At 64.2% G+C, this 23037-nt stretch carries 34 protein-coding genes; 23 read left to right on the top strand and 11 right to left on the bottom strand.

The features are described from left to right. Positions 1 to 14: 14 nt before the first annotated feature. Genes ccsA through ccmI form a run of 7 tightly spaced genes read left to right on the top strand, consistent with a single transcriptional unit; the run spans position 15 to position 5747 of the window. Entirely contained in the window at positions 15 to 773 is a 759-nt protein-coding gene (ccsA, locus tag AADX97_RS19355; RefSeq protein ID WP_374235372.1) for a cytochrome c biogenesis protein CcsA, read from the top strand. Then, on the top strand, positions 770 to 940 hold the full coding sequence (gene ccmD, locus AADX97_RS19360; RefSeq protein ID WP_093028827.1) for a heme exporter protein CcmD: 171 nt from the start codon (positions 770 to 772) through the stop codon (positions 938 to 940). Before ccsA ends, ccmD begins: the two co-directional genes overlap by 4 nt. Further along, positions 937 to 1404 carry a cytochrome c maturation protein CcmE gene (ccmE, locus tag AADX97_RS19365; protein WP_374235308.1) on the top strand — a complete coding sequence of 156 codons (468 nt, stop codon included), beginning with the start codon at positions 937 to 939 and terminating at the stop codon, positions 1402 to 1404. Before ccmD ends, ccmE begins: the two co-directional genes overlap by 4 nt. Beyond that, complete coding sequence (locus tag AADX97_RS19370) at positions 1404 to 3389, top strand: heme lyase CcmF/NrfE family subunit (RefSeq protein ID WP_374235307.1); 1986 nt, start codon at positions 1404 to 1406, stop codon at positions 3387 to 3389. The genes ccmE and AADX97_RS19370 overlap by 1 nt, the downstream gene beginning before the upstream one ends. Next, complete coding sequence (locus tag AADX97_RS19375) at positions 3386 to 3952, top strand: DsbE family thiol:disulfide interchange protein (RefSeq protein WP_374235306.1); 567 nt, start codon at positions 3386 to 3388, stop codon at positions 3950 to 3952. Before AADX97_RS19370 ends, AADX97_RS19375 begins: the two co-directional genes overlap by 4 nt. Further along, positions 3949 to 4449: a cytochrome c-type biogenesis protein gene (locus AADX97_RS19380; protein ID WP_374235305.1), complete on the top strand. Its 501-nt coding sequence runs from the start codon at positions 3949 to 3951 to the stop codon at positions 4447 to 4449. The genes AADX97_RS19375 and AADX97_RS19380 overlap by 4 nt, the downstream gene beginning before the upstream one ends. Beyond that, complete coding sequence (gene ccmI / locus AADX97_RS19385) at positions 4446 to 5747, top strand: c-type cytochrome biogenesis protein CcmI (protein ID WP_374235304.1); 1302 nt, start codon at positions 4446 to 4448, stop codon at positions 5745 to 5747. Before AADX97_RS19380 ends, ccmI begins: the two co-directional genes overlap by 4 nt. Before the next feature lie 201 nt (positions 5748 to 5948). On the opposite strand, the gene AADX97_RS19390 is transcribed toward ccmI, so the two are convergent. After that, the gene (locus AADX97_RS19390; protein WP_374235303.1) at positions 5949 to 6422 is read right to left on the bottom strand and encodes a YbhB/YbcL family Raf kinase inhibitor-like protein; all 474 of its coding nucleotides are present in this window, start codon (positions 6420 to 6422) and stop codon (positions 5949 to 5951) included. 495 nt (positions 6423 to 6917) lie between these two features. On the opposite strand from AADX97_RS19390, the gene fusA reads away from it, so the two are divergent. Next, complete coding sequence (gene fusA / locus AADX97_RS19395; protein ID WP_374235302.1) at positions 6918 to 8963, top strand: elongation factor G; 2046 nt, start codon at positions 6918 to 6920, stop codon at positions 8961 to 8963. Positions 8964 to 9075: 112 nt separating this feature from the next. On the opposite strand, the gene AADX97_RS19400 is transcribed toward fusA, so the two are convergent. Further along, on the bottom strand, positions 9076 to 9204 hold the full coding sequence (locus tag AADX97_RS19400) for a hypothetical protein (protein ID WP_374235301.1): 129 nt from the start codon (positions 9202 to 9204) through the stop codon (positions 9076 to 9078). A gap of 193 nt (positions 9205 to 9397) precedes the next feature. Next, a complete protein-coding gene (locus AADX97_RS19405; RefSeq protein ID WP_374235300.1) occupies positions 9398 to 9997 on the bottom strand; it encodes a DUF3611 family protein in 600 nt (199 codons plus the stop codon). Positions 9998 to 10332: 335 nt separating this feature from the next. Here AADX97_RS19405 and AADX97_RS19410 point away from each other — a divergent pair, with 335 nt between their 5' ends. After that, positions 10333 to 10617 (top strand): hypothetical protein, encoded by a 285-nt coding sequence (locus AADX97_RS19410; protein ID WP_374235299.1) that lies wholly within the window; start codon positions 10333 to 10335, stop codon positions 10615 to 10617. A gap of 104 nt (positions 10618 to 10721) precedes the next feature. Here AADX97_RS19410 and AADX97_RS19415 read toward each other — a convergent pair whose 3' ends face one another. Both AADX97_RS19415 and AADX97_RS19420 read right to left on the bottom strand, forming a co-directional pair. Beyond that, complete coding sequence (locus AADX97_RS19415; RefSeq protein ID WP_374235298.1) at positions 10722 to 11075, bottom strand: hypothetical protein; 354 nt, start codon at positions 11073 to 11075, stop codon at positions 10722 to 10724. 115 nt (positions 11076 to 11190) lie between these two features. Continuing rightward, the gene (locus AADX97_RS19420; protein WP_374235297.1) at positions 11191 to 11313 is read right to left on the bottom strand and encodes a hypothetical protein; all 123 of its coding nucleotides are present in this window, start codon (positions 11311 to 11313) and stop codon (positions 11191 to 11193) included. A 191-nt stretch (positions 11314 to 11504) separates the two neighbouring features. Here AADX97_RS19420 and AADX97_RS19425 point away from each other — a divergent pair, with 191 nt between their 5' ends. From AADX97_RS19425 to AADX97_RS19440, 4 genes are all read left to right on the top strand, one after another. Next, positions 11505 to 11711: a hypothetical protein gene (locus tag AADX97_RS19425; protein ID WP_374235296.1), complete on the top strand. Its 207-nt coding sequence runs from the start codon at positions 11505 to 11507 to the stop codon at positions 11709 to 11711. A 113-nt stretch (positions 11712 to 11824) separates the two neighbouring features. Beyond that, positions 11825 to 11989 carry a hypothetical protein gene (locus AADX97_RS19430; protein ID WP_374235295.1) on the top strand — a complete coding sequence of 55 codons (165 nt, stop codon included), beginning with the start codon at positions 11825 to 11827 and terminating at the stop codon, positions 11987 to 11989. Positions 11990 to 12008: 19 nt separating this feature from the next. After that, a complete protein-coding gene (locus AADX97_RS19435) occupies positions 12009 to 12377 on the top strand; it encodes a PH domain-containing protein (RefSeq protein WP_374235294.1) in 369 nt (122 codons plus the stop codon). Positions 12378 to 12517: 140 nt separating this feature from the next. After that, positions 12518 to 12910, top strand: a complete 393-nt coding sequence (locus tag AADX97_RS19440; protein WP_374235293.1) for a DUF302 domain-containing protein — start codon at positions 12518 to 12520, stop codon at positions 12908 to 12910. A 59-nt stretch (positions 12911 to 12969) separates the two neighbouring features. Here AADX97_RS19440 and AADX97_RS19445 read toward each other — a convergent pair whose 3' ends face one another. From AADX97_RS19445 to AADX97_RS19455, 3 genes are all read right to left on the bottom strand, one after another. Further along, complete coding sequence (locus tag AADX97_RS19445; protein ID WP_374238728.1) at positions 12970 to 13110, bottom strand: hypothetical protein; 141 nt, start codon at positions 13108 to 13110, stop codon at positions 12970 to 12972. 377 nt (positions 13111 to 13487) lie between these two features. Further along, the gene (locus AADX97_RS19450; protein ID WP_374235291.1) at positions 13488 to 13778 is read right to left on the bottom strand and encodes a type II toxin-antitoxin system RelE/ParE family toxin; all 291 of its coding nucleotides are present in this window, start codon (positions 13776 to 13778) and stop codon (positions 13488 to 13490) included. After that, on the bottom strand, positions 13775 to 13945 hold the full coding sequence (locus tag AADX97_RS19455; RefSeq protein WP_374235290.1) for a hypothetical protein: 171 nt from the start codon (positions 13943 to 13945) through the stop codon (positions 13775 to 13777). The genes AADX97_RS19450 and AADX97_RS19455 overlap by 4 nt, the downstream gene beginning before the upstream one ends. A gap of 33 nt (positions 13946 to 13978) precedes the next feature. Between AADX97_RS19455 and AADX97_RS19460 the strand changes: the two genes are divergently transcribed. From AADX97_RS19460 to AADX97_RS19470, 3 genes are all read left to right on the top strand, one after another. Then, positions 13979 to 14137 (top strand): hypothetical protein, encoded by a 159-nt coding sequence (locus AADX97_RS19460; RefSeq protein WP_374235289.1) that lies wholly within the window; start codon positions 13979 to 13981, stop codon positions 14135 to 14137. A gap of 10 nt (positions 14138 to 14147) precedes the next feature. Then, on the top strand, positions 14148 to 15413 hold the full coding sequence (locus tag AADX97_RS19465; protein ID WP_374235288.1) for a Y-family DNA polymerase: 1266 nt from the start codon (positions 14148 to 14150) through the stop codon (positions 15411 to 15413). Between the two features lie 391 nt (positions 15414 to 15804). Beyond that, a complete protein-coding gene (locus AADX97_RS19470) occupies positions 15805 to 16275 on the top strand; it encodes a LexA family protein (protein WP_374235287.1) in 471 nt (156 codons plus the stop codon). A gap of 42 nt (positions 16276 to 16317) precedes the next feature. On the opposite strand, the gene AADX97_RS19475 is transcribed toward AADX97_RS19470, so the two are convergent. Continuing rightward, on the bottom strand, positions 16318 to 17145 hold the full coding sequence (locus tag AADX97_RS19475; RefSeq protein ID WP_374235286.1) for a hypothetical protein: 828 nt from the start codon (positions 17143 to 17145) through the stop codon (positions 16318 to 16320). Positions 17146 to 17240: 95 nt separating this feature from the next. Beyond that, positions 17241 to 17627, bottom strand: coding sequence for a DUF134 domain-containing protein (locus AADX97_RS19480; protein ID WP_374235285.1), 387 nt, complete (start codon positions 17625 to 17627; stop codon positions 17241 to 17243). A gap of 214 nt (positions 17628 to 17841) precedes the next feature. On the opposite strand from AADX97_RS19480, the gene petA reads away from it, so the two are divergent. The 7 genes from petA (at position 17842) to AADX97_RS19515 (ending at position 22329) form a co-directional block, all read left to right on the top strand. Then, positions 17842 to 18435, top strand: coding sequence for a ubiquinol-cytochrome c reductase iron-sulfur subunit (petA, locus tag AADX97_RS19485; RefSeq protein WP_374235284.1), 594 nt, complete (start codon positions 17842 to 17844; stop codon positions 18433 to 18435). Between the two features lie 169 nt (positions 18436 to 18604). Further along, positions 18605 to 18976 carry a NifB/NifX family molybdenum-iron cluster-binding protein gene (locus AADX97_RS19490; RefSeq protein ID WP_374235283.1) on the top strand — a complete coding sequence of 124 codons (372 nt, stop codon included), beginning with the start codon at positions 18605 to 18607 and terminating at the stop codon, positions 18974 to 18976. 6 nt (positions 18977 to 18982) lie between these two features. Further along, positions 18983 to 19861: an ATP-binding protein gene (locus tag AADX97_RS19495; RefSeq protein WP_374235282.1), complete on the top strand. Its 879-nt coding sequence runs from the start codon at positions 18983 to 18985 to the stop codon at positions 19859 to 19861. After that, positions 19858 to 20922, top strand: coding sequence for an ATP-binding protein (locus AADX97_RS19500; RefSeq protein WP_374235281.1), 1065 nt, complete (start codon positions 19858 to 19860; stop codon positions 20920 to 20922). The genes AADX97_RS19495 and AADX97_RS19500 overlap by 4 nt, the downstream gene beginning before the upstream one ends. Beyond that, positions 20919 to 21290, top strand: coding sequence for a NifB/NifX family molybdenum-iron cluster-binding protein (locus AADX97_RS19505; protein WP_374235280.1), 372 nt, complete (start codon positions 20919 to 20921; stop codon positions 21288 to 21290). The genes AADX97_RS19500 and AADX97_RS19505 overlap by 4 nt, the downstream gene beginning before the upstream one ends. A 54-nt stretch (positions 21291 to 21344) precedes the next feature. Next, positions 21345 to 22031 carry a Crp/Fnr family transcriptional regulator gene (locus AADX97_RS19510; protein ID WP_374235279.1) on the top strand — a complete coding sequence of 229 codons (687 nt, stop codon included), beginning with the start codon at positions 21345 to 21347 and terminating at the stop codon, positions 22029 to 22031. A 118-nt stretch (positions 22032 to 22149) separates the two neighbouring features. Then, positions 22150 to 22329, top strand: coding sequence for a DUF2892 domain-containing protein (locus AADX97_RS19515; RefSeq protein ID WP_374235278.1), 180 nt, complete (start codon positions 22150 to 22152; stop codon positions 22327 to 22329). A gap of 138 nt (positions 22330 to 22467) precedes the next feature. Here AADX97_RS19515 and AADX97_RS19520 read toward each other — a convergent pair whose 3' ends face one another. After that, entirely contained in the window at positions 22468 to 22761 is a 294-nt protein-coding gene (locus AADX97_RS19520) for a phosphate uptake regulator PhoU (protein ID WP_374235371.1), read from the bottom strand. Between the last annotated feature and the right edge of the window lie 276 nt (positions 22762 to 23037).

The following is a 23037-nucleotide window of genomic DNA, read 5'->3' on the forward strand; positions in this document are numbered from 1 at the left end:
TGACCCCTTCACCAATGGCTTCGAACTGGTTTAGATTTGCCGCTCCGGCCTCCTTCTACCCGCTTGCAGGACGACTGATCCCGGTGTTTTGGATCCTGACCGGCGCCTGTCTCTTGGTCGGCCTCTACTGGGGATTTTTCCAGACGCCCGATCAACTCGGCGGGAGCAACGCGCAGAAGGAGTATTACCGCATCATCTTTATCCACGTCCCGTCCGCTTGGATGTCAATGTGGCTCTATGTCGTGATGGTGTGCTGGGCGGCGATCGGGCTAGTGTTCAACACGCGGCTCTCGTTCATGATGGCCAACGCGATCGCACCGACCGGGGCCATCTTCACCTTCCTGGCGCTTTGGACCGGGGCCTTTTGGGGGCGTCCCAGTTGGGGCACCTACTGGGACTGGGATCCTCGACTCACGACGGAGCTGATTCTCTTCTTCATGTATATCGGCTACATCGCGCTGCACTCGGCGATCGACGACACCCGCCGCGCCGACCGGGCTGCCGCCCTGCTGGCGATCGTCGGACTGGTCATGGTTCCGCTCATCTTTTGGTCCGTGAACTGCCCGGACCCGAACCAATGTGCCGCGCTCCATCAGCGGTCCAACCTGACGCAGATCGAGGGCAATATCCTTTTTTCGATGCTGGCGGTGACCTTCGCGTTCTGGATGTACTCCTTCGCGACCGTCCTGATGCGGCTACGCAGCATCATCCTGACCCGCGAGGCCGACAACACCTGGGTCCGGGATCTTCTCGTCAAGGGCGGTCCAGCATGAGCGAATTCTTCTCTCAAGGCGGTTACGCCTTCTTCGTGTGGGGCGCCTACGGCATGGTGCTGGTGCTGCTCGTGGCGGAAATTCTTCAATTGCGCGCTCAACGGCGAACCATTTTGGCCCGTCTAGGTCGATTGATCCGGATGCGCGACTCTGGAGTGAATCAATGAAAGCAAGACAGAAACGTTTGGTGTTCGTCGGCCTCGCCATCGCCGGTGTCGGCGCGGCCTCGGCCTTGGCCTTGAGTGCCCTCAACAGCAACATCTCATATTTTTTCAGTCCGTCTCAGGTCATGGCCAGCGAGGCCCCGGCCGACCACGTGTTCCGACTCGGGGGCTTGGTGACACCGGGAACGGTGGCACGCCAGGAAGACGGCCTGACGGTCAACTTCGACGTAACCGACAACGCCGAGACGGTGACGGTCGCCTATACCGGGATCCTCCCCGACCTCTTCAGTGAGGGCCAAGGTGTAGTGACCAAGGGTCGACTCGGTGCGGACGGCGTCTTCTACGCCGAAGAGGTGCTCGCCAAGCACGACGAGGAATACATGCCGCCCGAGGTCGCCGACACACTCAAAACCGCCCATGCAGAAGGCATCGTCGAGTCGACGGTTACCCGCGGAGCTTCCAACTGATGGTCCCCGAGATCGGTCACTTCGCCCTTGTTCTCGCCCTCGTCATTACGGTCGCCCAGTCATCCGTCCCGCTGCTCGGCAGCTTCGTCGGCAACCGCCGTTGGATGGAGATGGCTCGACCGCTTGCCCGCGGCCAGTTGACCTTCGTCGCGATCGCCTTCGTCGCGCTCCTGCATGCCTTTTTGACCGACGACTTCTCGGTCGAATATGTCGCGGGTCACTCCAACACCCTGATGCCGCTCCTCTACAAGGTTTCGGCGATCTGGGGAGGTCATGAAGGATCATTGCTGCTGTGGGCCTTGATGGCGGCCGGATGGGGTGCAGCAGTCGCGGCCTTCAGTAAGAATCTGCCGTTGGCGATGGTAGCACGCGTCATTTCGGTCCTCGGCATGGTGGCGATCGGCTTCCTGCTGTTCATGCTGCTGACATCCAATCCCTTCGATCGGCTCTTCCCGGCACCGCTCGAGGGCCGCGACCTGAACCCGTTGCTGCAGGACTTCGGTTTGGCGATCCATCCGCCGATGCTCTACATGGGCTATGTCGGCTTCTCGGTTGCCTTCGCCTTTGCGATCGCCGCACTCATCGGCGGCAAGCTCGACTCGGCCTGGGCGCGCTGGTCACGACCCTGGACCACAGCGGCTTGGGTCTTTCTCACCATCGGCATCGCCTTGGGCTCTTGGTGGGCCTACTACGAGCTGGGCTGGGGCGGCTGGTGGTTCTGGGATCCGGTCGAGAACGCATCCTTCATGCCCTGGCTGGTCGGCACGGCGCTGATCCATTCGCTCGCCGTCACCGAGAAGCGCGCTGCCTTCAAGAGCTGGACCGTGCTGCTGGCCATCTCGGCCTTCTCTCTGTCGCTGCTCGGGACCTTCTTGGTGCGCTCGGGTGTCTTGACCTCGGTGCATGCCTTCGCGACCGATCCGGCGCGCGGAACCTTCATCCTCGTCTTCCTCTGCATCGTGATCGGCGGGTCGCTTGCGCTCTATGCCTGGCGCGCACCGGCCATCGCCGGAGGCGGTCGGTTCGACGTCGTTTCGCGCGAGAGCTTTCTGCTGGTGAACAATCTGCTCTTCGCCACACTGACGGTCCTGGTCTTGTTCGGCACCCTTGCCCCGCTGATCTACGAGGCCGCCGGCTGGGGTAAGATCTCGGTCGGCTTCCCATGGTTCAATAAGATGTTCGTGTCGCTCTCACCCTTCCTGGTCGTGGCCATGGGCATCGGACCCTTGACGCGCTGGAAGCACGACGAGCCGATGCGTCTGGTGCGCTCGCTTTGGATCGCCCTTGCACTCGGTATCGCCGTCTTCATCGTGGCCCTGCAGCCGATCTTCGAGGACGGCGGTCTGGCCATGGCCTTCGGTCTGAGTATGAGCGCCTGGCTGGTCGGCACGCACCTGATCGCCCTCGCCGAGCGTCTGAAGAACAAGGGCGGTTTCCGGGGGCTGTCGGCCGACTTCAGCGCCCGCAACCTCAGCTACTATGGCATGTGGACCGCGCATGTCGGGATCGCGGTGTTCATCGTCGGCGTCACCATGGTCTCGATTCACGGCTCCGAGACCGACGTGCGGATGTCGCCGGGCGACGTGCATGAGGACTCGGGCTACCGCTTCCAGTTCAACGGCGTACAGGCCGTTCCCGGGCCGAATTATATGGCCCAGCAGGGCGAGTTCATTGTCTTCAAGGACGAACGACAGATCGTCGTGCTCCATCCGGAGAAGCGCTCCTATTTCTCGGGCGGCATGCCGATGACCGAGGCGGCCATCAACGCCGGATTCCTACGTGACCTCTACGTCTCACTCGGCGAGCCGGTGGGAACGGACGGAGACTGGGCGCTGCGGGTCTACTACAAACCCTTCGTGCGCTGGATCTGGCTCGGCACGATTTTCATGGCGCTCGGCGGCCTGTTGGCGATGGCAGATCGGCGTTATCGTACGGCGCGGCGGACCGCGGACGTCCCGGCCGGGGCACTGGCCGCACGCTCATGACGGCGACCACCGCTCAGACTGCACAGGCGAAGAGACGTGCGCTTATTCCGCTCGCCATCTTCATAGCCTTGATGGCGCTCTTGTTTTACGGTCTGCAACTGGATCCGCGCAAGGTCCCATCGCCGCTCGTGAACAAGCCCGCGCCCGTGTTCGAGCTCGAGTCGCTGGAGGATCCGGGCCGAACGGTCACCAACGAGATCCTCATGGGAAAGGTCTCGTTGGTCAATGTCTGGGCCTCCTGGTGTCCGTCTTGCCGTCAGGAGCATGGCGAGCTGATGCAGATCGCACGCAACAACGATGTCCAGGTCGTCGGCTTCAACTGGAAAGACACCCGACCCGAGGCGCTCGAGATGCTCAGGCGCTACGGCAATCCCTATATCGTCAGTGCCTACGATCCCGACAACCGCTACGGTCTGCACTGGGGCGTGTACGGCGCCCCCGAGACCTTTGTGGTCGACGGCGAAGGCATCATCCGTTATAAGCACATCGGGCCGGTCGACCGCAACGTCTGGGAAACCACCATCCGCCCGATCGTCGAGCAGTACAGACCTCAGTCATCATGATGCATCGCGTCCGCAAGTTGTCTTTAGGCCTCGCTCTACTCGCCGGCACGCTAGTGTTCGGCAATCCATCCGCCTACACGCTCGAAGAGTTCAAGTTCGAGCAACCTGGTCAGCACGAGGCGTTTCGCGACCTGATCGCCAAGCTGCGCTGCCTGGTCTGCCAAAACGAGTCGCTCGCCGGCTCGCAGGCGGGCGTCGCGCAAGACCTGCGCGAAGAGGTCTATCGCATGATGCTCGAAGGCCAAAGCGATGAGGAGATCGTGACCTTCCTCGTTGACCGCTACGGCGACTTCGTGCTTTACGAGCCTCCGATGAAGCCGTCGACCTATATCCTCTGGTTCGGCCCCTTCATCTTCCTCGGCGTGGGCGGCTACCTGCTATTCCGCACGCTCGGGCGCAAAAAGGCCGAGCCCGAGGAGGATCTCAGCGAGGCCGAACGCGCCCGTCTTCAACGACTGCTCGCCGCCGGCGGCGATAAACAAGAAAACATCAAATGATCATCTTCTGGATTTTGACCGCCGGGCTCATGGGCTTGGCGTTGCTTTTTGTTGCCCTGCCGCTGCTGCAGCCCGAGCAAGCAACCGAAGCACCCGAGCAGGACGAGCTGAATCTCACGGTGTTCAAGCAGCGTCTGCAGGAGCTTGATGCCGACCTGGCCGGTGGCTTTCTGGAACAAGACCAGTACGCCGCGGCTCGACGCGATCTGGAACGCGATCTGCTGCGCGACATCCCGGGCGAGCTCGCGGCATCCCAGCGTCGAGGCACGTCCGGCGGGCGCTGGATGGCGCTCGTGCTGGCGTTGGCGGTTCCGACATCGGCCGTGCTGATCTACGACGAGATCGGCCACCGCGAGATCATCGACCGCATCGAAGGCGTCGCCCTGAGCGGCGAGACACAACAAACCCTGATCGGACCCGATGGAGAGGAGCTCCCGCCGCTTGATGTTCTCGTCCAGCGTCTGGAGGAGAGGCTGGCCGAGGATCCGAACAACATCGACGGATGGTTGATGATCGGCCGGACCTATTTCACCATGCGCCGTCCGGGGCAGGCACTCGACGCCGTCTCGAAGGCCTACGCCTTGGCGCCGGAGCGTCCGGATGTGATGCTCGCCTACGCGGAAGCCATGGCCGCCAACAGCAACAACAGCCTGGAAGGGGAGCCGGCCACGCTGATCGAGCGGGTCCTGCAAGCCGAGCCGGACAACATGAGCGCCCGCTGGCTTGCCGGGATGCTCTACTATCAGCGTGGGCAATACACCGCCGCGGCAACGGCTTGGCAGCGCATCCTCGACGAGATGGACCCCGCCTCGGAGGACGCCGCGGACATGCGCGAGATGATCACCGAGGCGCGGACGCGCGCGGGCGCGCCCTCCGAAACCGCAACCGCACCCTCTCTGCCCACCGCCGCAACGCCTACCGAACCCGCCGCCGCGCCCGAGCCTGCCATCGGCGCATCGGTCACTGCCGACGTCAGCCTGGATCAAGCCATCTCGGCAGGTGCGTCCCCGGAGGACATCGTGTTCGTCTTCGCTCGCGCCGTCGCCGGGCCGCCGATGCCGCTCGCCGTCCAGCGCGTTCAGGTCAAGGACCTGCCGACCCGGGTCACCCTCGACGACAGCATGGCCATGATGCCCGACATGAGCCTCTCCGCCTTCCCGCAGGTCATGATCGGTGCACGCGTGGCCAAAAGCGGCCAAGCGACACCCCAGCCCGGCGACCTCGAAGGCGAAAGCGGGCCGATCGACAGCGCCGGAAATACCCAAGTCGCCGTCACCATCAATCGTATCAGGCCCTAAACCTAAACCGCGTCCGGCGCGACAAGCGCCGGTCGCGCGTGACCTCGACGTCGTATCGACCCAAAGAGCTCGCAGCAGACGCGGTTTAGAAATGATAAAAAATTAATCATTTAAACCGCGTCCGCTGCGTCGCTCGTCTGTTGCTGTTACGCCTCGCCCGCCTGAAACCCTCGCATATCCCTCCAAGACGCGGTTTAACGTTTAACGCTTCTCGTAGATGCCGACCAGCTCGGTGCGACCGAGAATATGGTCGTCCATGGCCAGCAGGAGCTCGTCCTTAGTCGGGGTCCCCAATTCGCTCGGCAGGCGGACATCGAGCGCGTAAAGACAATGGAAATAGCGGTGACAGCCAATCGGCGGGCAAGGCCCACCATAGCCGACCCGCCCCCAACTGTTGATCCCTTCCCCTGTCCCGGCAGGTAGACGATCGGATGTCATTCCCTCGGCAAGCATGGCCTCGGGCGGCAGGTTATAGAGGATCCAATGATCCCAGACCATCCGCGGAGCAGCGGGATCCGGGGCATCCGGATCATCGACGATCAAGACCAAGCTGGCGGTACCTTCGGGAAGACTCGCCCACGACAGAGGTGGCGAGATGTCCTCACCTTCGCAGGTGAAGCGCACGGGGATGTGCGCTCCGTCGACAAAAGCGTCCGATTTCAGAACCATTGACATCTTTACGTCTCCAGAGATGTGCTAATCTATGGGGCATAAACGCCCCGGCGCCCCGTTTCGACAGCGCTTAGGGTCACGGAGTTTTACCGAGCGGATGGCGCTCGGGCATACCGATCAAATGCACGCTCCCGGACTTTTTTTGGATAACGCGAGTACAAAGACTTGAGCCGGGGGACCGATTCGTCCGGGCAAGCGGACACTATCACCTCGAAATCACTTTTCTCTCAATAGCTGTGCGTCCTTCGGCGGCCGATTGGCCGCCTTTTTTTGCCTGCGAATCGGGCACGGGCACCGATCCGCTCTCGCCCTTCGTCACACCCACCGTACGCCGCCGCTGCGACTTGATCCGCGACAGGCGAAGATCCGAATTCCGATCGATCCCCAATCAGGGCAACACCCGAGTTACGGTATAATTTCAGCCCGTAAACAAATCTCGACGGGAAGCCGCACGACGACGCACCCGCACCTCACCCAAACGCCACTACAGGATCACCGATGTCTGATTACAATGCCGAGGACGTCCGCAACCTTGCCCTGGTCGGTCACGCCGGGTCGGGCAAGACCACGCTGGTTGAAGCACTGCTCGCCGCGACCGGAGTAATCTCGACCTCCGGCAGCGTGACCAAGGGAACCACGGTCTGCGACTTCGATCCGATGGAAAAGGAGCTGCTTCATTCTCTCGACGCATCCGTTACCAGCTTCAGCGCACACGACAAGCATGTCAACCTGATCGACACCCCCGGCTATCCGGATTTCCTGGGGCGCTCCATCTCGGTCCTGCCGGCCGTCGAGACCGCCGCAATCGTCATCAATGCACAGTCCGGGATCGAGCCAATGACCCTGCGGATGATGAAGGCGGCCGACAACCGCAACCTCTGCCGCATGATCATCGTCAATCAGATCGATGCACCCGAGGTCGATCTGGCTCAATTGACGGATCAGATCCGCGAAACCTTCGGCGCCGAATGCCTCCCGATCAACCTGCCCGCCGAGGGCGGCAAGCGGGTGATCGACTGCTTCTTCCAGCCGAGCGGCGAAGGTGCCGACTTCTCATCCGTCGCCGACGCCCATAGCCGGATCATCGACCAAGTGGTGGAGGTCGACGAAGCCCTGATGGAGGTCTATCTCGAGCAAGGCCAGGAGCTCAAGCCCGAGCAGCTGCACGATCCCTTCGAGGTAGCGCTGCGCGAGGCACATCTGATCCCGATCTGTTACGTGTCGGCGGCGACCGGAGCCGGCGTCAATGAGCTGATCGAGATCATCACGCGCCTCATGCCGAATCCTTCGGAAGGCAATCCCCCGCCCTTCCTCAAGGGCGAAGGCGCCGCCATGAGTCCGGTGAACATCGATCCCGATCCCGCCAAGCACGCCATCGCGCATGTCTTCAAGATCATCAACGATCCCTTCCGCGGCAAGCTCGGGATCTTTCGCATCCACCAGGGACGCATCACGGCGCAAAGCCAGCTCTACATCGGTGACGCGCGCAAGCCGTTCAAGGTCAACCATCTGTATCGCCTCCACGGCGCCGAGCAGATCGAGGTCCCCGAAGGCGTTCCCGGCGATATCCTGGCGGTCTCCCGCATCGACGACATCCATTTCGACGCCGTCCTGCACGACTCGCACGAGGAGGACAATTTCCACCTCTCGAGCCTGGAGTGCCCGGTTCCGCTGTTCGGCCTCGCGATCCACCCGACCAAGCGCGGCGACGAGCAGAAGCTGACCGATGCCCTGCACAAGCTCGAATCCGAAGACCCCTGCTTCCACGTCGAGCACAACGCCGCCGCGAACGAGACGGTCATGCGCGGACTCGGCGAGCTGCATCTGCGCGTGCTCTTGCGCCGGCTCTCGGAGCAGTATCACGTCGAGGTCGAAAGCCATCCGCCCAGCATCCCCTACCGCGAAACCATCACGGCCCCCGCCGAGGGACATCATCGCCACAAAAAACAAACCGGCGGCGCCGGACAGTTCGGCGAGGTCTATCTTCGCGTCGAGCCCATGGAGCGCGGCGCCGGCTTCGAGTTCGTCGATGCCGTCGTCGGCGGCGTGATTCCGAACAACTTCATCCCCTCGATCGAAAAAGGCGTGCGGCAGGTGCTCGAGGAAGGCGCGATCGCCGGATTTCCGATGCACGATGTACGCGTCACGGTCTACGACGGTAAATTCCACCCCGTCGACTCCAAAGACATCGCCTTCTCGACCGCAGGGCGCAAGGCGTTCATCGAGGCGATCGAGAAGGCCCGCCCGGTCCTGCTCGAGCCGATCGTGAAGATCCGCATCACTGCCCAAGGCACCGCGATGGGCGATCTCGCGGGCGACCTCTCCAGCCGCCGTGGCCGCATCAACGGCAGCGACAGCAAGAGCCGCGGTCGGATCGTCATCGAAGGCGAGGTCCCGCTGGCGGAGCTCAACGGATACGATGCACGCCTGAAAGCCCTCACGGGCGGTGAAGGCACCTACAGCATCGAGCTCAGTCACTACGACACGGTGCCCGCCAACATCCAAAAGCAGCTCGCCGACGCCTACGAGCGCGCGGAAGACTGACCTCGCCCCGCACACGTACCGGCGCTCCGGGTCGGTTCGTGTTCCGCTGCGGGAGAAGACATCCCTCACGTCATGATCGAGGCTCGGAACCTCCCGGCAACCTCGTGGTTCATCAGCCAGTTTCGCCTTCGAGCAAAACGCGGAGGGGTGCCGCGCCTTCGTCGGCGCGGTCGATCAGCAGGCTGCCACCGGGCGCGACGATCACCACCCGTGTCTTGGACTCGCCGGTCAGGCGGGCCAACTCGACGATCAGAGTATCGGCCTCGGAACTCCGTGGACGCGTCCGCCCGGTCCGCGCCCTCGTACAGGGTGTCCACCGCGTCCACGGCCACCTGGGGGAATCGCCGGGCGCTGGCATGAGGGTGAAGGGCAACCCTGGCCGGCCCGCCGACCCCTCGGCGGACGTGGCCGGCTCGGGCACGTTGGGCGTCTTCTCAGCCCTGGGTCTTCATCTGGTCGTAGGTCTGCGTGGTGCGCAGCAGCAGCCACAGGCCGAAGACCAAGGCGATGACCTCCGCCGCCAGGACCAGGGCGAGGGCCAGCAGGCTCAGCATGTCCACCGCGGAGACCCAGCTCGCCTGAACCGTGGTCTGGAACACCGGCACGCCGCCCTGGGGCACGGAGAGAAAGTAGAACAGCAAATGGGAGGTCTCGATGATCATCACCACGAGAGACAGGAAGACGCCGATGCTGGTGGCGACCAGTCCGGTCCACACCATGCGGACGACCTTCGACTCCGGCGGACGGGTCGCCGGGTCCGCGATCTGTTGGGCGACCTTCGTGTAGCGCCAAAACCAAAAGGTGGTGAAGATCAGCACCAGGAGCGTCGCGACGGTGAGGTGCTCGACGATCGGCAGACCCGCCCGTGGCCCGCTGGGCGAGGCGGCGAACACGAAGGAGTAGAACATCAGCACCACGGGAACAGAGCCCAGCACCAGCTGGAGCCAGAAGCCCGCTTTGCCCAGCTTGGCGAAGGCCCGGGACAGATTCTCTGCGGAAGGGGAATGCAGACTCGCGAGGAGCTTGTTCAACATGGTTCTTGCCTTCTTGTCGGGTTGAGAGCCTCACGGCCCGAGGAATCCAAAGCCGGCAATTCCAGACCCCGGTTGAGCCGTCGGGAGCGCATGCGGCAAGCCGACTGGCCGCCGTTCGGGTCCGCGTCCGACGGGGATCCCGGGGCCGGCCGCCGCATGCCGCCGCGCGCTCGTCCCGCGGTGCGAACGAGCAGCGAAGGGGATCGAGAGCCGGGTAAAGAATAGCAGACCTCTTGGTGCGGGGATACCGCGGGACGGCGTCCGGTCCGACCCGCCGCGCCGGAAGTTGGCATCTCTCGTTTGCCTTCGAACCTCGCGATTTCCGGAAACTCGAGGTGCGGCGCGAGCAGATCCGCGACGCCGTGTGCTTCACTCTGCCCGGCTGCCCGAACGCGCTGGCTTGGACGGTGACGGCGGAACCCGACGGCGTGCTCATGCATCGTGCCATCAACCGGACCGAGCACGATCCAAACTTTATCGCGTCGATCGAGACGTTCGTCGAGGATTGGCGGGCAGGGTTGGAGCGTCCGAATGTTCCGACCGTCGAGACACTTCAACGGCCGAAGAGTGCATCGTCCAGGGATCGCCAACCGACGACGCGCACGCCGCTGCGCACGTAGCTCTCCTCGCCGCCGTGGACAAGACAGGGCAACGGGTCCGACAAGGCACAAAAAAACCATGCGGCCGAGGGCCGCATGGTCTCTTTGGCGAGAGGCTGATTCGATCAGTTGAGGATCGGAACACGTCCCTGGAAAACGGCCTCGTAGTAGGCACTGGACTCGAGCAGATCGATCACCCGCGGATCAACAAGGGCATTGGCAATCTGCGCAAGCTCGTTGCTGCCGAAGTCCCCATTGTGTGTCACAACGCCTTCATGCAGCTTCGCGAGCAGGTGCTCTGCCTCGAGCTCCGCGGTGATCCGACGCTGTTGCTCGTACCAATCCTGGCCGGCCTGTGTTGCGAAGGTCCGGTCATGCGCGACACTGCGATCGAGGTCGAGTGCGAGCGGGTTGGTGTCCGACAGCACGGCGGGAGACGTGATGAGGGTCGCGATCAGGATCAAGAGTGAGGATTTCATGAATCTTTGCTCTTCCATAAAATAAGTTAATGCTAATATACCGATGAAACGAGGCTGAGTCAAGTCGTCGGATAACGTGCCATCGTTGGCGCGATGATCTTTACCGAACACCGGGTCAGCGGAAGGTGATTTCAATCAGCCGCGCGATCTCCTGCGAGATCCGCTCGTTGATTTCCTCCGGTAGCCCGAGCCGCTCGCTCGTCAGGTTGTCGTCCTTGGCGGGCGAGAGGCGGGCCAACGGATTCGAATTCTTCGGCCTGGATCTGTAAGCGCGTGTTCAGGACGCCATCCATCGTCGTTACAAGGGGCGCATGCCCGTCGGCGCGGGCTTGGCAGTGCCCAGGGGCCGTGCGCGCATCCCCACTTGATCGTGGCGCGGACCATGGCCTCTCCGGAGCGACTGGCGGACGCCGCACGAGCGACATGGCCATGATGGCGGTCCTGGAGACGCCGTGGCGCAACCGTCGCATCATCGAACGGGTCTATTGTCCTGGCCCGGGAAGCGGGGTTGGCGCCTTGCCCCCGGCGGATGCCGGTGCGGAGATGGCGCTCGCCTACGGACGCTGGCGCACGTTGCTCCTCGGCACCGGCATGCATGGGGCAGCGAGCGACGCGTCGAGCGATGCCGCACGATGACGACGGCCGAACTTGGCACCTTTCGGCTCGAAACGAGGACTCGATCATGATCGAGAGCGAGCCTGGGCAGATGTGCGCATGAGCGGATCGGCACTGGTGGCGAGGGCTCCGACATGATCGACGCGAAGCGTTTGCTCGACGAGCTGGTCGGCAGCGGTGTGGCTGGTGGCCTGGCCGAGGGTCAGATCGATGTCCAGGAGAGCCAGACCATCCTTAACCAGATCAATGGCCTCGCCCGGATGGAGCATGAACCGGGCACCCGGTCCGGATACGGGTAAGGAAAACGAAATGGGCTTGATGAACGGACCGCTCGGCAACGCATCGAAGGTCGATGCCGAGAAGGCGAACAGCGATGACGTGAAGATCCCGGGCAACTGTGAACAGATCGAGTACGCCTACCGGTTGGTGCGCGATGCCATTCTCTTCACCAACCGCAGGCTGATCCTGATCGACAAGCAGGGAGTCAACGGCAAGAAAGTCGAATATCTGTCGGTCCCCTACACAAGCATGGTGCGCTTCGCGGTGGAGTCGGCCGGCCACTTCGACCTTGAGGCCGAGCTCAAGCTCTGGACCTCGCGGATGTCGACGCCGATCCAGAAGACTTTCAGCAAGGCGGTCAACATCTACGAGGCGCAGGCGTTGCTGGCGGCGTACGTGGGGCGCTGAAAACGTGCGACGGCGGTTGTCTCTGCCCGCCGCGCCGCCACCTCGGTATCGAGGGCGCGCACGGGGTTTGCTGCCGCTGTCGTGCGCGCCCGTCCTTCACAAGCGGTGCCGAAAAACCCTCAATCCTTTGGAGCAACCCGATGACTTATGCCTTTGGCGTGGAGATCGACCACCCTTTCGACGCGGCGGTAGAGCGCGTCGTGGCCGCCCTGGCGGCGGAGCGTCTCGGGATCGTCAGCGACGTCGATGTCGCCGCGATCCTGAGAAACAAGCTGAACGAAGACATCGGCGGCTATCGCATCCTGGGCGCTTGTGCGCCGGGTTTGGCCAGCCGCGTGATTGGGTCTCGGCCCTCGGCGGGGGCGCTGCTGCCCTGCAACGTTGTGGTCCGGCAGGTGTCGCCCTCGCGTACCGCCGTGGATTTCATGGATCCGGTTCCCGTGCTCGCCTTGGTTCAGGACGAGGTTGCCGACCAGGTCGCCGCCGAGGCGCATGCTATTTTGGAGCGAGTCGCAACGGCACTGCAGGCGTAACGCGCACGACCGCTGGCCTTTCCCGGCCGATCATCATGATTTTCTTCGTTTCGTGGGGCTCAGCGCCGCAGGGTAGCGCCAGCAAGCGCGATCACCTCGCCGAGCCGCTTGCCGCGGATGCCGGGCGTAGCCCGCTCGCCCCGGGGGTACGTGCCGGCGACCTCCACGAGCAGGCAGGACGACTCGGTAAGGGCGGCCATCGGCGGCGCCGCCGGATCACGCAGGGCATCCCCGGGTGCGTGCAAAATGCGGCAGCTCAGTCGGACGCGGCGAGGTACGGCGATCCGGCTCATGGGCGACGGGAGTGCCTCGGTTCGGGAATACGGCAGTGGGACGCGAACGTCCGATGCCCGGTGCGACCGCGCAGCCGGGAAGGCGCCGGTTCAAAGTCATGCGCGCGTTGGGCAGGATCGCCCTCGCCCCCGGAGCGCATCGACCAGAATGCACTCGCCTCGGCGCCGGGTCTCGACGGCGCGCCGACGGGACAGATCGAGGCCACCGTCGTCGCCAGTCGCGCGGGGTCAGCGGCAGACGCGCCGCCGGCGGCGATGCCTATGACGCGGCGGTGCTTTCGGGGTCACTCCTCGAAGTGATCCGGCCACTGCCGGGCACCGTGATAGACACGCAGGATTTGCAGCTGATCGCCGCTGACCTGGTAGTGAGCGATGTAGGCGGTTCCGGGGATGGCCAGCTCGCGCGTGCCGGGAACGCGGCCGGGCCTGCCGATGTGCGGGCTGTCCTCGAGGTCCGTGATGCGGCGGCGAAGACGTTTCAGCAGAGCGCGCGCCGCGTCCGGGTTGTCGCTGGCAATGTCGAGAAAGATCTCCCGAAGATCGTCGCGCGCCTGTGGCGAGAAGACGATCGTCATGCGTCACGCGTGCGCGCCGTCTGCTCGATCAGCGCGTCCATTTCCTCCATCACCGCGTCGAACGGGATGCCTTCTCCGCGATCGAGCGAGGCTTGCGCATGTTTGATTCCTTCAAGCTGCCAGGACTGGGCCTGGATGTACTGCTTGAGCGCCTCGCCAATCTGCAAGCGATTCACCTGGACCGCGTTGAATGCGGCGCGATGGTCTGGTCGCGTTTCAGCGCAGGGCTTGAGGGTACGCGCTGGTACTACAAGGAACTGGTCGCGACCTTCGCCGGACGCGTGCCGACGGCGCTCGACCAGGCGCTGAACCGCGAGTGGCAGGCAGTGGAGGCCCTCGCCGCCGTGGATGGCCCGTGAGGTGCCCGCCATGTTCGCCCTGGTCGACTGCAACAACTTCTACGCCTCCTGCGAGCGGCTCTTCCGGCCAAGCCTGGAGGGACATCCGGTGGTGGTGCTCTCCAACAACGACGGCTGTGTGGTGGCGCGCAGCAACGAGGCGAAGGCACTCGGCATCCCGATGGGGGCGCCCTACTTCAAGTACGCCGAGGTGTTGCGCCGGGCCGATGCCGCGGTCTTCTCCTCGAACTACGCGCTCTACGGGGATCTGTCGCGGCGGGTGATGCAGGTGCTGGCGGGGTTCGCGCCGCGCATCGAGATCTACTCGATCGACGAGTGCTTTCTGGACTTGGCCGGGGTCCGGGATCCCACCGCCCTGGGTCTGGAGATCGCCCGCACCGTGCGGCGCTGGACCGGCATCCCGGTGGCGGTCGGCATCGCCCCGACCAAGACGCTCGCCAAGCTTGCCAATCGGCTGGCCAAAAAGGGCCAGGGACCGGCCGGGCCGGTGCTCGATTGGTCTGAGCTGCCGGATCGGGACGCCGTGCTGACCTCAGTTCCGGTCGAAGACCTTTGGGGCATCGCGGGTCGCTCGGGGGCACGTCTGCGCGCGCTCGGCATCGCCGATGCGCGGGCGTTGCGCGAGGCGCACCCGCAGCGGTTGCGCGCGTCCTTCGGGGTGGTGGTCGAGCGCATCGCCCGGGAGCTGCGTGGGCAAGCCTGTCTGGCGCTGGAGGAGGTGGCGCCGCCCCGCCGGCAGGTTATGGTCTCGCGCAGCTTCGGTGCCGCGGTGACCGCGCCGGCCGAGCTGCGGGCGGCGGTGACGGCGTTTGCGAGCCGTGCCGGGGAGAAGCTGCGGTCGCAGGGGCTCGCCGCCCCGGCGCTGACGGTGTTCGTGCAGACCAACCCCTTCGAGACGGGCCGGGCGTTCTACGCCAACGCCGTGACCCTGGGTTTCCCGGTGCCGACCCAGGACAGCACGGCGCTGGTACGGGCCGCAACGCGCGGGGTCGAGCGTCTGTTCCGCGCCGGGGATGCCTACCGCAAGGCCGGGGTGCTGCTGCCGGATGTGGTCCCGGCCGGGCAGGCGCCGGCGGATCTGTTCGCCGAGGTCGGGGAGGAGGAGCGCGCACGGCGCCGTATGGCGGTGCTGGATGCGGTCAATCGCAAGTACGGGCGCGAGACCCTGCGGTTCGCGGGTCAACTGCGCGGGTCCGGCTGGCGGCGTCGCTCGGAGCGTGGCTCCGGGATCTCGACGACGCGCTGGGCGGGGTTGGCGAGGGTACGCGCGGGGTAATCCCGACGCGGGGTTCGATGACGAACACACGGGATCGTCGAAGGTTGATCATGCGCGTCATCTATCTGGCAGGCCCGCTGTTCACCGAAGCCGAACGCGACTGACACCGCAAGACCAAACGTCTTCTGCTCGAGCAGGCGATCGTCAATGCCATGGTCGAGATGGCGTGCGACGCCATCGTGAACACGCAAGCGAGGCTGCAAGAGGCGGTGTTTGGGTCCGAGGCTGTTTTCGATATCGGCGGAGAAGTAGGCGAATCCGCCGCTATTGGGCGCGCATGATCCCGGTTCTGCGGCTAAACTCCCCGAATACACTCTCACCGCCCGGAGATCGTGATGGACGATGTCTTGCAACCGATTCGTAGACAGCTGCGCCCACCTGGTACCCCGACTTGGAGCCACTCGACCCGAGCGAGGAGCCCACCGTCGAGCTGCCGCTGCTCGGTCTGGTCAGCGCCGGTCAGCCGGTCCTCGCGGTCGAGGCGCGCGAGACCCTGACGGTTCCCGCCCGTCTGGTGAAACGGCATGCGGCAGCTCGCAGTTTTGCCCTGTACGTGCGCGGCGACTCCATGACCGACGACGGTATCGACACCGGCGATCTGGTCGTCGTGGAGCAACGCCCGACGGCCGAGAACGGCGAGACGGTGGTGGCCCGGATCGACGGCTATCGCGCCACGCTCAATCCACAACTCTCATTGCAGATGGATGATGTGTTTCGGCAGTACGCCTCGAATAAGTACAGCAATTCCCGCCGTGTACGCCCGGCATCGATCGAGACCGTCGCGGACGCATGTGGAGAACGTTCAGGCATGGCACTCCTCTCGCCGCCGGGCGGCGCTGCTGCAACGGTTGGCTTTTGGTGACCCTCAAGATTGGCTTCGAGCACAGTCGTTCACGGCGGTCCTCTAGGTGGTGTCGAGCATCAAGGCGATCAGCGGCGGGTGGATGATGGACCGATAGAGCGTCTCCCAGTTGGGGATCAGGCACAGATCGAAGCGGTTGCGCAGCTTGCGCCACAGCCGGGTCTTGCTCTTGGCGGCCGTCAAGGCGGCTTGGAACAGCCGGCAGCAGCGCTGTTGGATCTGATCGATCAGAAACGCCAGCATCATCAGGTGCATAAGCACGGTGCTGAGAGACTGTTTGCCGTGACCGAAGTGGTGCTCGAAGTGATCGCCTTGGTTCTTGAGGGTGTTGAAGGTCTCGTTTTCGATCTTCCAGCGTGCGCGGGCTCCTCGCATCAGGGTCATCAGGTTGCTGTCCTCGACGGGGATGTCGGTCACCAAAGAGAAGTGGGTGACGCTGCCGTCGGGGGCGTGTTCCCGGTACTCGAGGAAGTTCACCTCGAGGTCGAAGTTGGCGTCGTTCAACGGCACGCCGTTGAGGTAACGAAAGCGGTGGCGGAATCCCTTCGCGTCGCTGAAGCTCGCCTCGATGGTGCGCGCGCTGGCCGCCACCCAGTCGAAGAGAAACGTGTGGTCGCTCTGCTTGGCGCCGAGAATAAAACGTAGATCAAGCGCTTGCAGATGGCGAATGTGCGGGCCGTTGGAGGCCGGCGCGTCTTCCACCACGATCAGCTTCAGGTGCGGGTGCTCGCGGCGCAGATCCGTGAGCAGGCGCTTGGCGGCGTTGCGCTCGCAGTCGTTCTTCTTCGCCCCGTCGGGCTTGAGGATCGGCTCGGGGGCGAGCGGGAAGACCTCCGCGCAGTCCGGATGCACCAGCACCGCACCGAGCATCTTCCGAGCCTGAGCTAACCTACAGTTTTCAAATGGAAAGATTTTTCGGCGGGAATTGCTGCGGGATCCTGGTCCAGCTTTGGCCTACTGACGCATTAGCGGCCAGCGCTGCGATCTGCGTCGCCCCTCCTGGTCATCGAGGGCGACGCAGCGGTTTGTGATCTGTCGCTCGATGACAGGAGCGCGTTTCCGTGGTCTGCGCTCGGCTCAACCAGCAGTCGTTTGCCGTTGATCAGGGCATCGCTCACCGTGCGGCGCGCCTGCGCCAGGGTGCGTGAGAAGGTGGTCCGCGAGATGCCCATCCGCGCGGCACAGTCCTCTTGATACAGGCCTTCCAGATCCGCAAGCCGCAAGGCTTCCAACTCGTCGGCGCGCAGCGTCAGCGTCTCCAGGCCCCGTCCCGGTCGACCGCAGGGTTTGAAGCAGAGAAAGCCCGGATCGAATCCGATACAGCGGGCGCGTCGCGTTCGACCCGGCATCATGCCTCCCATGGCTCGATTGTGCAGTTCAATGCGCTCAGTAAAACGCACATATGTGCGTTTGACATTGACGGATATCAGGGCAATGCACGCGGCGGGTGCGGGACAATGCCGATCAGTCCAGTCGGAATATCACCTTCACCCCACTTTCATTCAAACGACGAGGAGCGCCGCCCGGCATCGGCTTCGGCGCGTCTTCGTTCGGAGACAGACCCTCATGAGCGAGCAGGTTGTGAACAAGACGAGGCGTCGCGTTCTCGTCGCCGCCACCGGTCTGGTGGGCGCCGTCGGCGCCGGCTTTGCGCTGGTCCCCTTCGTCGCATCGATGAATCCGAGTGCCCGCGCGCGGGCCGCGGGAGCGCCGGTCGAGGCGGATATCGCCAATCTGGAGCCTGGTGGCCTGCTGCGCGTCAAATGGCGCGGCAAGCCCGTGTGGATCACTCATCGGACACCCGAGATGCTGGCCGCCTTGCCGGAAAACGATCCGAATCTCGTCGATCCCGCCTCGGAGGTGCCACAGCAGCCGGCCTATTGTCAGAACGCCACCCGCTCCATCAAGCCGGCCTATCTGGTCGTCGTCGGCATCTGCACGCATCTGGGCTGCGCGCCGACTTATCGGCCTGAAGTCGCCCCGGATGACATGGGGGCAGATTGGAAGGGCGGTTTCTTCTGCCCCTGCCATGGTTCGCGTTTCGATCTGGCGGCGCGGGTTTTCAAGAACGTCCCGGCGCCCACCAACCTAGTCATCCCGAAGCATCGCTATCTCACCGACACGACGCTTCTCATCGGCGAGGATGGCCAGCCGGGCTGATCCGGACCGACGGGGCCGAGCCGATCGACAAGGCTCTCTCACCGCGGCAATCGCAGCATCGAACGGTACACATCACCCGTCAGAGGAGGATCCAATATCTGCACACCCTCATCGGCCGACTCTCCGAGCGGCTGCATACAGCCAACCAGGACATCCCGAAAGAACTGAAATGAAACTCGCTATTTCCATTTCCGGCCAATCGCTTGATGCACCCTTCGACGCCCGTTTCGGGCGCGCGCAGTCCTTCTGTCTGGTGGAAACGGTCACCGGCGACTGGAGCGTCCATGCCAATCCGGCCGTTTCGGCATCGGGCGGAGCCGGCGTGCTGGCCGCGCAATGTATCGCCAAGCTCGGCGCCCAGGCCGTCGTCAGCGGGGCGTACGGGCCCAAGGCGTTCCGCACCCTGTCGGCGGCGCACATCCAATGTCTCCTTGCGTCGGGCAATGAGGCCCAAAGCGCCGCCGAGATCCTGGCCGCGTTCACCTCGGGGGATTTGACCCCGGCCGATCAGGCCACGCATGGCGGCCATCACGGAGACTGAACCGGGATGCGTATCGTCATCGCCAGCGGCAAGGGCGGCACCGGCAAGACCACCGTCGCCACCAGTCTCGCGCAGGTCGCGGCCGAAGGGCACGCGGTGCGTTTTCTCGATTGCGACGTGGAGGCGCCCAACGCCGCGCTGTTTCTGCATCCGCGCCTGGAGGTCCAGCGGGACGTCGGGGTCCAGGTCCCGCGGGTGGATGAGCAGATCTGCACCCACTGCGGAACCTGCGCCGAGATCTGCCAGTTCAATGCGATTGCCGTGGTCGGTGAAACGACGCTGGTATTCGACGATCTATGTCACGGCTGCGGCAGTTGCACCTGGATGTGCCCGGAGCAGGCGATCAGCGAGCATCTGTTCGTCACCGGTCGGATCGACAGCGGGACCACACCCGATGGGATGACCTTTGCCCAGGGTCTGATGAACGTCGGACAAGCGATGGGCGTGCCGATCCTGCGCGAGCTCAAGAAACGCGCCCCCGCGGCAACGTCGGCGGGCAACGGCGCGCCGCGTCGCCCTCTGGAGATTCGCGATGCCCCGCCGGGTGCGGCCTGCCCGGTGGTGGAGACGCTGCGCGGGGCGGACTTCGTGCTGTTCGTAACCGAGCCGACGCCCTTCGGCCTGCACGACCTGAAACAGGTCGTTGCCATCGCCCGTGAGCTGAACATCCCTGCCGGCGTGGTGATCAACCGCGACGGGATCGGCGACAACGCCGTCGAGGCCTATTGCGCCGAGAGCGAATTGCCGATTCTGCTGCGCATCCCGATGGAGCGGCGCATCGCCGAGGCGATCGCCGGCGGCCGCACCCTGGTGGAAGCCGATGCCGAGTATCGGCCCCGATTCCGCAACCTGCTGGAAGGCATCCTCGCCGAGGTGACCCCATGAAACAGCTCGTCATCCTCAGCGGCAAAGGCGGCACCGGCAAGACCAGCGTCACCGCGGCCTTCGCCCATCTGGCGTCCCTGGGACCCTTTGCCGGTCAGGTCATCCTGGCCGATGCCGATGTGGACGCGGCGAATCTGGAGCTGGTGCTCCGGCCGCAGCGGTTGAACACCGAGCCGTTTCGCGGCGGTCAGGTGGCCCTGATCGACGACGACCTGTGCGCGCAGTGCGGCGACTGCGAGTCGGTCTGCCGCTTCGATGCCATCGTCGAGACCGATACGGGTTGGGTCATCGACCCCATTGCCTGCGACGGCTGCGCCGCCTGCGTCTATCAGTGCCCGACCGGGAGCATCGGCATGCAGGAGCAAACCGTCGGCGAATACGCGTACTCCGACAGCCGCTACGGACCGCTCCATCATGCCCATCTGTATCCGGGACAGGAAAGCTCCGGCAAGCTGGTCACGCAGGTGCGGCAGCGCGCCCGTCAGCAGGCCCTGGACGATCAGCGCCAACTGGTGCTGATCGATGGACCGCCCGGCATCGGCTGTCCGGTCATTGCCGCCGTCTCAGGCGCCGATCTGGCCCTGCTGGTCACCGAGCCGACGGTCTCCGGGATCCAGGATCTGCGTCGCGCGCTCCAAACCGTCCAGCATTTCGGCGTGCCGGCACTGGTGTGCATCAATAAGGCCGACCTGTATCCGGCCGGTGCTCGGGCGATCGAAGCCGATTGCCAGGCGAACGGCATCCTCACGGTCGGGCATATCCCGTTTGATCCGACCATCGCCCGAGCGATGGTGGCCGGCGAGGCGGTCACCGCGTATCGCCCCGATGCGCCCGCGAGCCTCGCCCTGTCCGCCGTCTGGGAGCGCTTGGTGTCGGCCCTGGTGCCGGGGCCGGCGCAACCGCCCGACAGGTTTGAGAAGACAGACGACGCACCGTCGCTTCAGCGGCTGTCAAAACACGAACCGATTGATCATCAGAGCAGTCGACCCGGTCTTCAATCGGCCCGGCGCGGCTGCACATCGATTCCACCAACCCTTGATCCACCCGGAGATTCACGATGAAAATTGCCGTCACCGCCGAAACCAGCCAGGGCCTCGACAGCCAGGTCGCCCAGCATTTCGGTCATGCCCCCTTCTTCATTCTGGTGGACGTCGAGAACGGCGCGGTCACCGCGACACGCGATCTCGCCAATCCCTTCTCAGACGCGCATGAGCCAGGCCAGATCCCGGACTTCATCAGGCAGCAGCAGGCCGACGTCATGTTGAGCGGCGGCATGGGCGGAGGGGCGATCGAGTTCTTCACACAGGCCGGCATCAAGACCGCCACTGGCGCAAGCGGCACTGTGCGCGCGTCGGTGGAGCGCTATCTGAGTGGCACACTGAGCGCTGCCGCCCCCTGTTCGGAAAGCGTGGCGCATGGGCACGGCTGAGGGCATTCGACGCTCAGTCGGACACCGGCTCGCCGATCGGCTGACGCGGCCCACATGATCAGCGATCCCTGGCAACGCCAACGTATTCTCGACAGCTTCGCGTTTCTGCGCGAAGCGCCGGCGGCCTTCTGCGCCGAGCTCTTCGATCACAGCACGCTGGCTCGACTCCCGGCCGGACAGCTCATCTGTCACGACGGCGCCCAGTGCACCCATCTCCCGCTGGTGCTCACCGGCACCGGACGGGTCTACAAGCTCGGTGAAAACGGTCGGGAGATCACCCTGTATCGCGTGCAGCCCGGTGAGAGCTGCGTCATCACCACCTCCTGCATCCTGAGTGGACGACCCTTTCCTGCGTTTGCCGTGTGCGAGAGCGCGGTCGAAGCGGTTGTCGTGCGGCCGGCCGAGGTGCGCCGCTGGATGGCCACGTCGGAGCCTTGGCGGGAATATCTCTTCGCCTTGATCGGCGGGCGCTTGCAGGAGGTCTTCAGCCTGCTCGACGCGGTGTTGTTCCAACGTCTGGATCAGCGTCTCATCACCTGTCTTCTGGGATTGTCGGCAGCGACGCCGGGGCGCGACATCCAGATGACACACCAGGCCCTTGCGGTGGAGCTGGGATCCTCCCGCGAGGTGATCAGCCGCGTTCTCAAAAGCATGGAACAGCAGGGGCTGCTGCGCACGACACGCGGTCACATCGAGCTACTGGATCTCCCGGCACTGGAACTGCGCGCGCAGGAGGGTTGAGCGAATCCGCCGCCTTGGTGACAAAGTCACTGAATCGACGGATCGGCCCGGTTAGTCTTGGTTCACACCCATCAGATCGGCCCGATGTGCCGGTCACCACATCACATGAGATCAACACATGACCCCGAACGTTGGAAACACCGATCGTATTCTGCGGATTATCGCCGGTATCGCCATCATCGCCTGGGGCGTCTATGCCCAGAACTGGCTTGGCGCCATCGGCCTGGTTCCTCTGGCGACCGGCCTGCTGCGCTGGTGCCTGGTCTATCTGCCGCTGAAGCTTAACACCAACAAGTAGACGGGCATCGCAGGCCGTCCCGGCGGACTGATCATCGACAGATCTCAAACACCGGGTGGCACGTCACGCTTGATCTGACCCGGCGATCCGCTCTGCGGACCCGCACCTGACAACGACCCTGACGCCTCCCTGCCCGGCTCAATTCAGGTCAGGAGTTTGGCCCGTCACGATGTAGACCACCCGCTCGGCGATATTGGTTGCCCGGTCGGCGACGCGCTCATAATTGTGTGCGATCCACGACAGGGCAACACCGGCAGCCGCTGTTTCGGGTGCATTGCGAAGCAGCTCCACGATCGCCGCGATCATCTCACCCTGCAGTTGATCCACCTGATCGTCGCGGGCCGCCACCGCACGTGCCATCTGCGCATCGCCGCCATCCCGTCCATAAGCCGTCAGGGCGTCGTGGAACATGGCTACCGCGGCCTCGCCCATCTCGGTCACGCATCGGATCAAGACCGGTGGAAACGCCTGATCCGCATGCCAATCAGGCCGTCAATGCGGAGCGCCGTGCGGAGTGTGGCTAACCCGTCTTTGACTATTCGCGCCCATTTTGCGCGTAACCCATTGTTCAGCATAAGCCGCAGGGACGAAGGTCGGCACTACAGGCGATTAGTGTATAAGGGCATGAAGCGCGGCGGTGATCCTCGGTGGCGGCTGCGCGGGCAGCTGCAGATTCAGCCGGTCGAGCAGCAGTTGCTGGTCGGCCTC

The sequence above is a fragment of the Thiocapsa sp. C2-2m genome (assembly GCF_041903745.1).
GTDB classification, from domain to species: domain Bacteria; phylum Pseudomonadota; class Gammaproteobacteria; order Chromatiales; family Chromatiaceae; genus Thiocapsa; species Thiocapsa roseilacustris.

Bases quoted from the DNA above. Each gene is read 5' to 3' on its own strand.
- ccsA (WP_374235372.1), top strand. From the start codon at position 15: ATGGCTTCGAACTGGTTTAGATTTGCCGCTCCGGCCTCCTTCTACCCG.
- ccmD (WP_093028827.1), top strand. From the start codon at position 770: ATGAGCGAATTCTTCTCTCAAGGCGGTTACGCCTTCTTCGTGTGGGGC.
- ccmE (WP_374235308.1), top strand. From the start codon at position 937: ATGAAAGCAAGACAGAAACGTTTGGTGTTCGTCGGCCTCGCCATCGCC.
- AADX97_RS19370 (WP_374235307.1), top strand. From the start codon at position 1,404: ATGGTCCCCGAGATCGGTCACTTCGCCCTTGTTCTCGCCCTCGTCATT.
- AADX97_RS19375 (WP_374235306.1), top strand. From the start codon at position 3,386: ATGACGGCGACCACCGCTCAGACTGCACAGGCGAAGAGACGTGCGCTT.
- AADX97_RS19380 (WP_374235305.1), top strand. From the start codon at position 3,949: ATGATGCATCGCGTCCGCAAGTTGTCTTTAGGCCTCGCTCTACTCGCC.
- ccmI (WP_374235304.1), top strand. From the start codon at position 4,446: ATGATCATCTTCTGGATTTTGACCGCCGGGCTCATGGGCTTGGCGTTG.
- AADX97_RS19390 (WP_374235303.1), bottom strand. From the start codon at position 6,422: ATGTCAATGGTTCTGAAATCGGACGCTTTTGTCGACGGAGCGCACATC.
- fusA (WP_374235302.1), top strand. From the start codon at position 6,918: ATGTCTGATTACAATGCCGAGGACGTCCGCAACCTTGCCCTGGTCGGT.
- AADX97_RS19405 (WP_374235300.1), bottom strand. From the start codon at position 9,997: ATGTTGAACAAGCTCCTCGCGAGTCTGCATTCCCCTTCCGCAGAGAAT.
- AADX97_RS19415 (WP_374235298.1), bottom strand. From the start codon at position 11,075: ATGAAATCCTCACTCTTGATCCTGATCGCGACCCTCATCACGTCTCCC.
- AADX97_RS19425 (WP_374235296.1), top strand. From the start codon at position 11,505: ATGATGGCGGTCCTGGAGACGCCGTGGCGCAACCGTCGCATCATCGAA.
- AADX97_RS19430 (WP_374235295.1), top strand. From the start codon at position 11,825: ATGATCGACGCGAAGCGTTTGCTCGACGAGCTGGTCGGCAGCGGTGTG.
- AADX97_RS19435 (WP_374235294.1), top strand. From the start codon at position 12,009: ATGAACGGACCGCTCGGCAACGCATCGAAGGTCGATGCCGAGAAGGCG.
- AADX97_RS19440 (WP_374235293.1), top strand. From the start codon at position 12,518: ATGACTTATGCCTTTGGCGTGGAGATCGACCACCCTTTCGACGCGGCG.
- AADX97_RS19445 (WP_374238728.1), bottom strand. From the start codon at position 13,110: ATGGCCGCCCTTACCGAGTCGTCCTGCCTGCTCGTGGAGGTCGCCGGC.
- AADX97_RS19450 (WP_374235291.1), bottom strand. From the start codon at position 13,778: ATGACGATCGTCTTCTCGCCACAGGCGCGCGACGATCTTCGGGAGATC.
- AADX97_RS19460 (WP_374235289.1), top strand. From the start codon at position 13,979: ATGGTCTGGTCGCGTTTCAGCGCAGGGCTTGAGGGTACGCGCTGGTAC.
- AADX97_RS19465 (WP_374235288.1), top strand. From the start codon at position 14,148: ATGTTCGCCCTGGTCGACTGCAACAACTTCTACGCCTCCTGCGAGCGG.
- AADX97_RS19475 (WP_374235286.1), bottom strand. From the start codon at position 17,145: ATGCTCGGTGCGGTGCTGGTGCATCCGGACTGCGCGGAGGTCTTCCCG.
- AADX97_RS19480 (WP_374235285.1), bottom strand. From the start codon at position 17,627: ATGATGCCGGGTCGAACGCGACGCGCCCGCTGTATCGGATTCGATCCG.
- petA (WP_374235284.1), top strand. From the start codon at position 17,842: ATGAGCGAGCAGGTTGTGAACAAGACGAGGCGTCGCGTTCTCGTCGCC.
- AADX97_RS19490 (WP_374235283.1), top strand. From the start codon at position 18,605: ATGAAACTCGCTATTTCCATTTCCGGCCAATCGCTTGATGCACCCTTC.
- AADX97_RS19495 (WP_374235282.1), top strand. From the start codon at position 18,983: ATGCGTATCGTCATCGCCAGCGGCAAGGGCGGCACCGGCAAGACCACC.
- AADX97_RS19500 (WP_374235281.1), top strand. From the start codon at position 19,858: ATGAAACAGCTCGTCATCCTCAGCGGCAAAGGCGGCACCGGCAAGACC.
- AADX97_RS19505 (WP_374235280.1), top strand. From the start codon at position 20,919: ATGAAAATTGCCGTCACCGCCGAAACCAGCCAGGGCCTCGACAGCCAG.
- AADX97_RS19510 (WP_374235279.1), top strand. From the start codon at position 21,345: ATGATCAGCGATCCCTGGCAACGCCAACGTATTCTCGACAGCTTCGCG.
- AADX97_RS19515 (WP_374235278.1), top strand. From the start codon at position 22,150: ATGACCCCGAACGTTGGAAACACCGATCGTATTCTGCGGATTATCGCC.
- AADX97_RS19520 (WP_374235371.1), bottom strand. From the start codon at position 22,761: ATGGGCGAGGCCGCGGTAGCCATGTTCCACGACGCCCTGACGGCTTAT.